The following is a 10,800-nucleotide window of genomic DNA, read 5'->3' as shown; positions in this document are numbered from 1 at the left end:
GGCACAGACTTAGTGCCAGCAATATGGTACAAAGGCAGGTGAAACTTTGACCAATTTCTGTTATAAACAAACGGGTTAGCGGCCACTGCTTATTTGGGGTATTAAGGACGTTATGCAAGCTACTGATATTAAAAAGAAAAACGCCACAACCCGAAATTTACACGCGCGAGTAAAGCATTTTCCTCGCCTACACCTGGCCCTGGCTGGAAGCCTGGCACTGAGCCTATCTTTCTTGCTGTTCTTTTTTCCGTCCAACAGCGTCGAAGCCAAGCGCCACCAGCAATCGCTGACTCTTGAACTCAACCAGACCAATATATCTGAAGAGATCGCAGCACCAGAGAAAGAACCTGCGCCAGAAGTTAAATTGACTGAATGGCACGATGAAACCGTGCGTTCCGGCGACAACCTGTCACTGATATTCCAACGTGCCGGCCTCTCGGACACCAAGCTGTTTGCCTTTATGGGCTCCACGCCAGAAGCCAAAACCCTACGACGCATCCACCCAGGCCACACCCTATCCTTTGATATTGATACTGAAGGCCAACTGCAGCAGCTGCGTTACCGCCAGGACCGCCTCAATAGCACCCTGTTCCAACGCACCCCGGAAGGTTTCAAATCCACCAAAGAATCCCGCTCACCGGATATCCACACCGCCTATCGTCAGGCCACCATCACCAGCTCTCTGTTTCTGGCTGGTCAATCGGCCCAAATGGATGCCAACCTGATTATGGAGCTGGCCAACATTTTCGGCTGGGATATCGACTTCGCCCTCGATATCCGCGAAGGCGACAGTTTTAAGGTGCTGTTTGAAGAGAAATTCCTCGATGGCGACAAGATTGGCAACGGCAATATCCTTTCCGCAGAATTTACCAACCAGGGCAAAACCTATACGGCAGTTCGCTATACCGACAGTAAAGGTATCAGCCACTACTACACCCCGGAAGGCGACACCATGCGTAAAGAGTTCTTGCGCACGCCAATCGACTTCGCCCGTATCAGCTCGCACTTTAACCTGCGCCGCAAACACCCGGTGCTCAACAAGATTCGTGCGCACAAGGGCACCGACTACGCGGCCCCTCGCGGTACCCCCATTAAAGCCGCAGGCGACGGTAAGGTTATCCTTGCTGGACGCAAAGGCGGTTACGGCAACACAGTTATCATTCAGCATGGCCAGACTTACAAAACCCTGTACGCCCACATGAAAAACTTTGGCCGCGGTATCCGCTCCGGTAAACGGGTTAAGCAGGGGCAGATCATCGGTTATGTTGGCACGACCGGCCTGTCTACCGGTCCCCACCTGCACTACGAGTTTTATGTAAACGGCGCCGTGCGTAACCCGGTCACCGTAAAACTGCCGAAAGCCAAGGCCATCGCCAAAGCGGAGCGCGAACGCTTCTTTAAAGAAGCCAAACCACTGCTGGCCAAGCTGGAGCAATTTCACCAACAAACCCAGCTGGCACTGGCCGATACTGACAATCAAAAACTCTGAGCCTGCTGCCAATGACCAACCGACCTGAGCTCTATATCGGTCTGATGTCAGGCACCAGCGCCGACGGCATCGATGCGGCGCTGGTCGATTACAGTCAGGACACGCCCACGCTTGTTGCCAAACTTGAATACCCGCTGGGATCTCAGCTAAAGAATCAGATCCTGCAGTTATGCAGCCCTGGTGACAATGAAATAGAACGCATGGGGCAACTCGACCGCCTCCTGGGCCAGCGCTTCGCCGAAGCCACTTTACAGCTACTGGAAAACAGCCCCTTTGGCGCAGAAGATATTGCTGCCGTCGGTAGCCATGGCCAAACGATCCGCCACCGCCCTCCAGGGCAACTCACCACCGATGAAAGCTTGCCCTTCACCCTGCAAATTGGCGACCCCAACACCATTGCCGAACTAACCGGCATCACTACCGTAGCGGATTTTCGTCGCCGGGATGTAGCCGCCAAAGGCCAGGGGGCGCCTCTGGCTCCCGCCTTCCATCAAGCGCTATTCACAGGCAGCACGAAGGAGCGATTTATCGTCAATATTGGCGGCATGAGTAACATCACCCAGCTCACCCCCACTAAACCAGCACTTGGCTTTGATACCGGACCGGGCAATGTATTGATGGACGGCTGGATTTATCAACAGCGCGGCGAGCACTACGACCGTGACGGCCATTGGGCGGCCTCCGGGCAAGCCAATCTGGTCCTGCTCGACAAACTGCTGGCTCACCCGTTCTTGCAACTGCCCGCCCCCAAAAGTACCGGCCGAGAAGCATTTAACCTGGCCTGGCTGGAACACTTGCTAAGTCAGTTTAACGAACCTGTTGCCGCAGCCGATGTACAGGCCACTTTGCTGGAATTTACCGCTCGAACCATTAGCGATGCCATTGGGCAAGCAAGCAGTGATCACCAGGGGGAAATCTATATCTGCGGCGGTGGCGCCCACAACGCCCAGTTAATGCACCGCTTGAGTCAACTCAATCAGGGATCACAGGTCAACAGCACCGAAACGATCGGTATAGCCCCTGAGTGGGTCGAAGCCATGGCATTTGCCTGGCTGGCACAGCGCACCTTGCAGCGGCAGGCAGGTAATTTAAAAGAGGTCACGGGTGCAAACGGCGCCAGAATTCTGGGCGGTATCTACTACCCCTAATCCTGTATTGAGGCATTAGAAGTGGACATAACCTTCCGCTTCCAGCAACCGCACTTCTTCTGCCGGACCAAAAGGCACGGTACCGACAAACGGCATTAAGGCTTCGCGCTCACGCCCCAATACACCCATGCGGGTTTCGCAGACGCGAATATCAATCACGCCAAACGAGCTCAAACGAGCCGCCAAATCGACCAGCGAGCGATAGCGGAAATAATTGTCTCGAAAAAAAACAGCGACTTCCGGGCCGTGAATAACGAATACCGCCGGATCCACCTCCCCCTTGAGACTGCCTTCCAGAAACAGCATTTCAGCCCGTTTGAGGGCCGCTTCGAGATCCTGTGGAGAATTCTGCGCAATACGAGCCAGATAACCTCGGGACAGACGCTCTTCATCTGCACCCTTGGCGATCAGTACATTGCTTGATGATTCTGTTTGGATTGCGGGCTGTATTGACGGCTGTAGAGACGCTTCAGAAACATCCGCTGCCATACCCGGCAGGGAAAATACAGATAACAGGAGGGCTGTTGATAAAGGCAAAAACCGCTTCAAACTCCCTCCTGCAACAAGGAATGACTTAAATAGAGAAGGAGGAACCACAACCACAGGTTGAGTCGGCATTGGGGTTTTGCACCACAAATTTGGAGCCCGCCAGTCCCTCTTCATAATCAACGGTTGCCCCCATCAGGTAGGGGTAGCTCATTACATCAACCAGCACGGTAACGCCGTCTTTTTCTACGACAGCATCATCTTCAGCGGCCAGTTCATCAAAGGTAAAACCATACTGGAAACCCGAACAACCGCCACCTGTCACAAAGACACGTAACTTCAAGTCATCGTTGGCTTCTTCTTCGATTAAATTTCTAACCTTGCGCAGTGCACTTTCAGTCACTACCAAAGGTTCCGGGGTAAAGGTTTCCGGGGCTGACATCTACCACTCCTGTCACTATATGCCCTGTGAGACTGACACAGGGCCACTAACCTACAGACAGTCTATTATCTCTTTACCCGAGTATTTTAGTCAACTATTGACCTGCGAGCCTTTTAACTGGCAATCGTCGACGACGGTGGCTCACCTTCAGCCCCTGCCGTAGGCGGCTTGATCTCTGGCTTTTCAGGTTTTACTGGCTGACGCTTGTTATCGGCGCCGCTGTAGACCAGATTGCCATTTACCTGAGAGCCCTTAACCATCTCGATCATATGGTAGTGCACGTTACCCTGAACCATGGCCTTGGCCGCCAGCTCCACGTGCTTGCTGGAGTGCACATCACCTTTGATATGGCCATTGATCACCACGGTAGGGACACAAATCTCACCCTCCACAACGCCCTTATCCTGTACACGCACCCGTGCATCTGAGCCATCTTCAGCAATGATATTGCCTTTTACTCGTCCTTCGACCTCAAGATTGCCGCTGAAATGAATATCACCCACAACTTCTGTCGATTTGGAGATCAGTGTAATACTGCCCGCCGTAAAACCCATTTTGTTATCCTTCTTGCCCCACATAATTAACTCTCCTGGACCAGCCAGCCAAATTTCTTCTCTACTGTTACCGAATCCTTACCACTTGATTTGGCCAGCAGTTCGATACGCTGTGGCTCAAAGCCGTCCGGCAGGACTAACTGCCCTTCCAGGGTTTGGAAATATTTAAACCGCAATTTGATATTGTCATAACTCACATTGTCGGAGACATCCTTAAGGGATAAGGTCATCGGCAACTCGCCCTGACGCCCGACAATTTTAAAATTCAAAAAACCACTGAGCATTTTATGGTTGGTCGCCAACTGCTGAACCACCAGCTTGTATTCGTAGCGACGACCCGCGCCGGTGGAAATCACATTCAGAGAACCGATGGTTAAACCGCGCTTGTTCGCCGTCGGTGACATCAACCCCTTGTAAAAGCTAATCACTTCCTGCAGTTCGGCAACCTTGTTTTTCAAATCTATAACTTCAGTGCGCACATCTTCACTGGCCTTGCGGTCAACCTGAGCACCGAGCTTTAAATTGGCCACTTCCTGGCGCAGACGTTCAGCATCCTCTGTCTGCTCGCGCACCTCGACGCGCAAAGAGTCGCGCTCGGCAATGGCTTCCGCCTGCAACTCACGCCCTTTGTAATTACCGTACTGGTAGGTACCCAGCACGGCAACAATAAACAGCGCCACCACAACAGCAGCAATAGTCACCGCGTATAAGGGACGATAGGGCACAACTCGCATTTTGTACTGCTTGCTGCCTTTAACAGCGACCATACAGTCCTCCCTGTTTGAATTTTGTTATTTTTTTAGCCCGCCAAAAAACCTTTCGGTAACCTTATGGCAACAACGCAACCTGATCCAGCCCGGCCGTTTCCTCAAAACCAAACATAATGTTCAGGTTTTGCACCGCCTGGCCAGAAGCACCTTTGGTTAAATTATCAATGACCGACAAAACCACCACTTTATCGCTATCCTGCGGATTAAACACAGACAGGCGACACATATTGGAACTTTTCACCGTCCGCGTCTGTGGGTGACTGCCCGCTGGCAAAACATCCACAAATGGCTCATTGGCATAGCGCTCTTCAAACAGCGCCTGCAGGTCTACACTCTTATCGGTCAAATTCGCATAGAGTGTAGCGTGAATGCCACGAATCATTGGCAACAGATGCGGCACAAAGGTTAACTTGGCTTCAGTAGCCCCAGCAGGCTGGGCAGCTCGCAGCCCCTGCTCAATTTCTGGCAGATGCCTGTGGCCACCACAGGCATAGGCTTTAAAACTGTCACTGACCTCGGTGAGCAGGTTATCGACCTTGGCCTGACGACCAGCACCACTAGCGCCACTAGCCGCATTGGCAATCAGGTCTGATGCATCAACCAGGTTGTTTTCCAGCAGCGGCAAGAAGCCCAATTGGGTCGCCGTGGGATAGCACCCCGGACAAGCCACCAACTGCGCGGTTTTAATTTGCTCACGATAGACTTCCGGCAAACCGTATACCGCTTGCGGTACCAACTCCGGACAAGCGTGCGCCTGGGCATACCACTTTTCCCATACCGCAATATCTTGAATACGGAAGTCGGCCGACAAATCGATCACCCGCACACCGCGCTCGATCAGTGATGGCATCATGGCCTGCGCCACCCCGTGAGGTGTTGCGAAAAATACCGCATCACAGGCCGCAAGCGCATCAACATCAGGCACACTGAACGCCAGGTCTAAATGACCTCGCAAGCTGGGATACAGATCGGCAACAGCAACCCCTTCTTCTGCACGCGAAGTGATCACAGCCACTTCAACCTGCGGATGATTTACCAATAACCGTAACAACTCGACGCCGGTATAACCGGTGCCTCCCACAATGCCTACACGAATCACGCTAACAACCTCACAAAAACTATCCGTCGCTCTCAGTCACGTCTCACTACCGCCTAAATACCTCTCGATAAGCAGTAGTAATAGGGAAACTTTATGAACAACCTCGCAAAAAAGACAGTTAGTTTATAATATCGGCCTGTTTAAGCAACTAATGGCGACAAACTGAGCCCAATGGATACCTCACAACCGTCTCGGAAACCTGAAACTCAGCAGCGTGCGCCTCGCCACAGACAGTGGCTTCATCACCGCCTCGATGACTTCCGCCACCAACTGGCCCACAGCGATGCCCTGCCCCAACTGACCTTACTGGGAGGACTGGTGGGTGTAGCAGCGGCTCTGATTATTGTTGCCTTTCGCTTTCTGATTGAATACCCCATCAGCCCCTTTTTGGAAGGTAGCAGTGAGAACTTTGAATCCCTCTCACCCGTCGCTCGCTTACTATTAGCAGCCGGGGGAGGCCTGCTTATCGGTGTGTTTTTACACTTTGTGCCACCGGCCATGCGCTCGATCAGCGTTGGCCATGTCATCGACCGCCTCCACAACCACCAGAGTAAATTGCCCGCGGGCAACTTCCTGGTGCAATTTGTCGGCGGCGTACTCTGTCTGCTTAGTGGCCAATCGGTAGGTCGCGAAGGCCCGGCGGTCCATCTGGGCGCCGCCACAGCCAGCCAGCTGGGGCAGTGGCTGAAGCTGCCCCACAACAGTTTACGCACCCTGGCCGGTTGCGGCGTTGCTGCGGCGATCTCCGCCTCCTTTAACACCCCTATGGCCGGCGTTATTTTTGCTATGGAAGTGGTGCTAATGGAATACACCATTATTGGTTTTATCCCCGTCATCCTGGCTTCAGTATCTGGCGCAATCATCACGCAAATTGTGTTTGGGCCAGAGCCCGCCTTCAGCATCGACCCCATGCAAATGACCAGCCTGTGGGAATTACCCTATATGGCAGGCTCCGCCCTGATAGTCGCGCTCTTTGGCGCCGCCTATATCCGCCTGCAACTGACGTTTCACCAGTACAAACATTGGCCCGTGATGGCACGCTGCACCCTGGCTGGGTTGTTCACCGGAACCGTAGCCTTCTTTTTACCTCAAGTGATGGGCATCGGTTACGATACGGTGGAACAGGCGATGGGTGGCGAGCTTGCCATTGGCCTGCTGATCACTATTGCGCTGGCGAAAACCTTGGTCACCACCGCCAGTACAGGCCTTGGTTTACCGGGAGGTTTAATCGGCCCCCTGTTTATGATTGGCGCCTGCCTGGGCGGCGCCATAGGCATCACAGGCCAGGCGCTGTTTCCCGAAAGCACGGCCACCCCCAACTTTTATGTCATGCTGGGCATGGGCGCCATGATGGCCTCCGCCTTAAATGCACCTCTTGCAGCACTGATGGCAGTTGTTGAACTGACCTACAACCCGAATATTATTTTCCCCACCATGCTGGTCATTGTCGTGGCCTGTGTGACGGTAAGGCACGTGTTTAAGTGCGACGGTATTTTTATCGAGCTGCTCAATGCCAACAACACCCCTATCCATCACGCACCGCTGCGCCAGGCGCTGAGCCGCGAAGCCGTGCGCAGCCTGATGAACACCAACTTTATCAATCTTGGCTATCGCCTCAGCCACAACGATCTGCGTATCAAGCTAGAGCAGCACCCTCAGTGGGTTGTGTCTCAGGAGCTTGGTGAAACCAAATACCTGTTGCCCGCAGCAGATATCGCCCACTATCTGGATAATGCTCCAGATGACATTCTCTCGGGGGTAGAAGCCATTGATCTGCGGGAAATTCCATCCCGCCGCTTCGAACTGAAACCTATCAACCAACAAGCAAGCCTTTTAGAGGCTCAACGGCGCTTATTGCAGGAAGATGTAGACGCCCTGTTTGTGGAGCAACTGGCTCCGCCATTACAATCACCGGTACTGGGAATCATCACCCCGGATATGCTGGAAAACTTTTACAAAGTCTAAATACAGTATCGAGCCTACATTATGCTTTGGATTAAAGCCTTTCATATTATCGCCATGGTGTGCTGGTTTGCCGCCCTGTTTTACCTGCCGCGACTGTTTGTATACCACTCTATGAGTGACGACCGAATTAGCCGTGAACGTTTTCAGGTTATGGAGCGCAAGCTCTATCGCGGTATCGCTACACCCTCCATGCTGGTGACGATTGCGCTTGGTATTTGGCTGGCCACATTCAACTGGGACTATTACCAAACCGCCACCTGGTTCTGGCTTAAAATCGGTCTGGTTGTCGCTCTTGTGGGTTACCACCATATGTGCGCTCGCTATATGCGTCTGCTGCGCGAAGAATCATCCAATCACTCGCACGTCTTTTTTCGCTGGTTTAACGAGGCACCGGTATTGATCCTGGTTGCGGTGATCTTGTTGGTAGAGCTTCAGCCGCAATTTTAAACCGGCAAATTTCTCTCCCTGTGATAGACTCAAATAACCGGTACTGAATACCCGTTAGATGGATCTAATACACCTTAGTCACAGGGGGAAGATGATGGATTTCGATAACAGCACACCCGTTGTAATGAGCCTTTCCAGCCACGATCCCTCGGGCAGCTCTGGCATTCAAGCCGATATCGAAACCACCGCCAGCCTCGGCTGCCACTGCACCCCCATCATCACCACCCTCTGCGCCAAAGACACCCACGACACCAAAGAAATTGTTCCGCTCGATGCTCCACTGATCATTGAACAGGCCAGAGCCATTCTGGAAGATATGCCGGTTAAAGCCATCAAGCTGGGTTTTCTGGGCAGCGTTGAAAACACCGAAGCCATCCACACCATATTGCGTGACTACCCTCATATTCCGGTTATTCTCGATCCGGTCACCAGCGTCTGCGAAAGTGAATTAATGGATGCCCCTAGCGTTATTCGCGCCACAGAAACCCTACTCTTACCCATGGCCACTATCGCCACCCCGGACTTAGTAGAAGCCCACGATCTGGCCCACCAGGGCGATACCCTGCACGCCTGCGCTCAGGAAATACTGGAAAGCGGCTGTGAATATGTGCTGATTAGCGGTGCCAAGCGTACGCAATCCACCTATGAAAACCATTTATATGGCAAGCAGGGATTGATAAAGGCCTATACCTGGGAACGCTTAAAGCTGTTTAGTCACGGCTGTGGCGCTACATTGGCCGCCAGTATTGCCAGTTATCTCGCCCATGGACTACGCTTAGAAGACGCAGTAGAGCAAGGACAGCAGTACACGTGGAACAGCCTGGCCGCTAGCCGCCGTCTCGGCATGGGCAAACGCATTCCCAATCGGTTCTTCTGGACTCAGAAAAGAACCGAGAAAAAGAATTCACGCAGTGCGTGAATGTGTTAGGCGCGGACAGGACACGTGAGACGCCCTCGGCATTGCTTAAAGCGTCTCCCGTCTCCCGTCCAGCGTCTAGCCGTCTCTCCTTCTAGCCATCTTCCTCAGCCTTAGCGATAATGCGCACCTGTTAATCCTTTGAATAATTCCAGGCAGCAGTTAAGGACTCCCTATGAGCCGCAATAGCGATCTATTCCAACAAGCCCAGCAACATATCCCCGGTGGCGTAAACTCGCCCGTACGCGCCTTTAAAGCCGTTGGCGGTGAACCGGTATTTCTGGAGCGCGCCAAAGGGGCCTACCTGTTTGATGCCGATAACAAGCGCTACGTTGACTATGTACTGTCCTGGGGCCCGATGATTCTGGGCCACGCTGACGACGATGTGATAGCAGCCGTTGTCGAAAAAGCCCACCAAGGTCTCAGCTTTGGTGCGCCGACCGAAATCGAAACCATCCTGGCCGACAAACTCTGCGAGACCATGCCCAATATGGATATGGTGCGCTTTGTCAGCTCCGGCACCGAAGCCACCATGAGTGCGATTCGCCTGGCCCGCGGCTACACCGGCCGCGATAAAATCATCAAGTTTGAGGGCTGTTACCACGGCCACTCCGATTCCCTGCTGGTTAAAGCTGGCTCCGGCGCCCTGACCTTGGGCGTACCCAGCTCCCCCGGCGTCCCCGCTGCCCTGGCCGATCACACCGTGACCCTGACCTACAACGATATCGAAGGTGTAAAACAGGCCTTTGCCGAAATTGGCGATCAGGTTGCCTGCGTGATTGTCGAGCCTGTCGCGGGCAATATGAACTGCATCCCACCCATCCCAGGATTCCTGGAAACCCTGCGCGAACAGTGCGATGCCTCTGGCAGCGTATTAATCCTCGATGAAGTCATGACCGGCTTTCGCGTCAGCTTGACAGGTGCCCAGGGCCATTACGGTATCGAAGCTGACCTGACGACACTGGGCAAAGTCATGGGTGGCGGTATGCCTGTTGGCGCCTTCGGCGGTAAGCGGGAAATTATGGAACACATTGCACCACTGGGCCCCGTCTACCAGGCTGGCACTCTGTCCGGTAACCCTGTCGCCATGGCTGCAGGTTTAAAAACGCTGGAAAAAGTCCTGGCACCCGGTTTTTACGAGCCTCTGTTTAAGCGCACTGAAGCCCTGGTCAAAGGCCTGCAGGCACAAGCCGATAAAGCCGGCATCCCCTTCACCACCAATCATGTGGGGACCATGTGGGGCGGCTTCTTTACCGAAGAAAAGTCCATCACCAATTACGGCCAGGTTATGGCCTGTAATACCGAGCGCTTTAATCAGTTCTTTCACGGTATGCTGCAGGAAGGTGTTTACTTGGCCCCTGCATCCTATGAAGCAGCGTTTATGTCTGCGGCACACACCGACGATGATATTGAATTCACCATCGCCGCGGCTGCGAAAGTATTTGCCTCGCTATAAGTTAGCAGGAAAGAGTTGGCAGCAAAGC

Annotated in this window: 11 protein-coding genes; 6 read left to right on the top strand and 5 right to left on the bottom strand. The window is 53.3% G+C overall.

What is annotated here, in order from left to right; genetic code table 11:
* The first annotated feature begins 112 nt into the window (after positions 1 to 112).
* Positions 113 to 1,489, top strand: coding sequence for a peptidoglycan DD-metalloendopeptidase family protein (locus tag ACGHZ6_RS01765; RefSeq protein ID WP_390617070.1), 1,377 nt, complete (start codon positions 113 to 115; stop codon positions 1,487 to 1,489).
* Positions 1,490 to 1,500: 11 nt separating this feature from the next.
* Positions 1,501 to 2,637 (top strand): anhydro-N-acetylmuramic acid kinase, encoded by a 1,137-nt coding sequence (locus ACGHZ6_RS01760; protein ID WP_390617069.1) that lies wholly within the window; start codon positions 1,501 to 1,503, stop codon positions 2,635 to 2,637.
* A 15-nt stretch (positions 2,638 to 2,652) separates the two neighbouring features.
* Here ACGHZ6_RS01760 and ACGHZ6_RS01755 read toward each other — a convergent pair whose 3' ends face one another.
* The 5 genes from ACGHZ6_RS01755 to argC form a co-directional block, all read right to left on the bottom strand.
* Complete coding sequence (locus ACGHZ6_RS01755; protein ID WP_390617068.1) at positions 2,653 to 3,186, bottom strand: acyl-CoA transferase; 534 nt, start codon at positions 3,184 to 3,186, stop codon at positions 2,653 to 2,655.
* Positions 3,187 to 3,211: 25 nt separating this feature from the next.
* Positions 3,212 to 3,565, bottom strand: a complete 354-nt coding sequence (gene erpA / locus ACGHZ6_RS01750; RefSeq protein WP_390617067.1) for an iron-sulfur cluster insertion protein ErpA — start codon at positions 3,563 to 3,565, stop codon at positions 3,212 to 3,214.
* A gap of 113 nt (positions 3,566 to 3,678) precedes the next feature.
* Positions 3,679 to 4,143 carry a polymer-forming cytoskeletal protein gene (locus ACGHZ6_RS01745; protein ID WP_390617066.1) on the bottom strand — a complete coding sequence of 155 codons (465 nt, stop codon included), beginning with the start codon at positions 4,141 to 4,143 and terminating at the stop codon, positions 3,679 to 3,681.
* Positions 4,144 to 4,145: 2 nt separating this feature from the next.
* Positions 4,146 to 4,886 carry a DUF6776 family protein gene (locus tag ACGHZ6_RS01740; RefSeq protein WP_390617065.1) on the bottom strand — a complete coding sequence of 247 codons (741 nt, stop codon included), beginning with the start codon at positions 4,884 to 4,886 and terminating at the stop codon, positions 4,146 to 4,148.
* 61 nt (positions 4,887 to 4,947) lie between these two features.
* Positions 4,948 to 5,988, bottom strand: coding sequence for an N-acetyl-gamma-glutamyl-phosphate reductase (gene argC, locus ACGHZ6_RS01735; RefSeq protein WP_390617064.1), 1,041 nt, complete (start codon positions 5,986 to 5,988; stop codon positions 4,948 to 4,950).
* Between the two features lie 171 nt (positions 5,989 to 6,159).
* Between argC and ACGHZ6_RS01730 the strand changes: the two genes are divergently transcribed.
* The 4 genes from ACGHZ6_RS01730 (at position 6,160) to hemL (ending at position 10,772) form a co-directional block, all read left to right on the top strand.
* Positions 6,160 to 7,953, top strand: coding sequence for a chloride channel protein (locus tag ACGHZ6_RS01730; RefSeq protein WP_390617063.1), 1,794 nt, complete (start codon positions 6,160 to 6,162; stop codon positions 7,951 to 7,953).
* Positions 7,954 to 7,974: 21 nt separating this feature from the next.
* On the top strand, positions 7,975 to 8,400 hold the full coding sequence (locus ACGHZ6_RS01725; RefSeq protein WP_390617062.1) for a CopD family protein: 426 nt from the start codon (positions 7,975 to 7,977) through the stop codon (positions 8,398 to 8,400).
* 91 nt (positions 8,401 to 8,491) lie between these two features.
* Positions 8,492 to 9,319, top strand: a complete 828-nt coding sequence (locus ACGHZ6_RS01720) for a hydroxymethylpyrimidine/phosphomethylpyrimidine kinase (RefSeq protein ID WP_390617061.1) — start codon at positions 8,492 to 8,494, stop codon at positions 9,317 to 9,319.
* A 172-nt stretch (positions 9,320 to 9,491) separates the two neighbouring features.
* A complete protein-coding gene (hemL, locus tag ACGHZ6_RS01715; RefSeq protein ID WP_390617060.1) occupies positions 9,492 to 10,772 on the top strand; it encodes a glutamate-1-semialdehyde 2,1-aminomutase in 1,281 nt (426 codons plus the stop codon).
* The last annotated feature ends 28 nt before the right edge of the window (positions 10,773 to 10,800 follow it).

Source organism: Maricurvus nonylphenolicus, from assembly GCF_042854845.1.
Lineage (GTDB): Bacteria > Pseudomonadota > Gammaproteobacteria > Pseudomonadales > Cellvibrionaceae > Maricurvus > Maricurvus nonylphenolicus.
The sequence above is the reverse complement of the archived record's forward strand: the minus strand, read 5'-3'. Positions and strand labels throughout refer to the sequence as shown.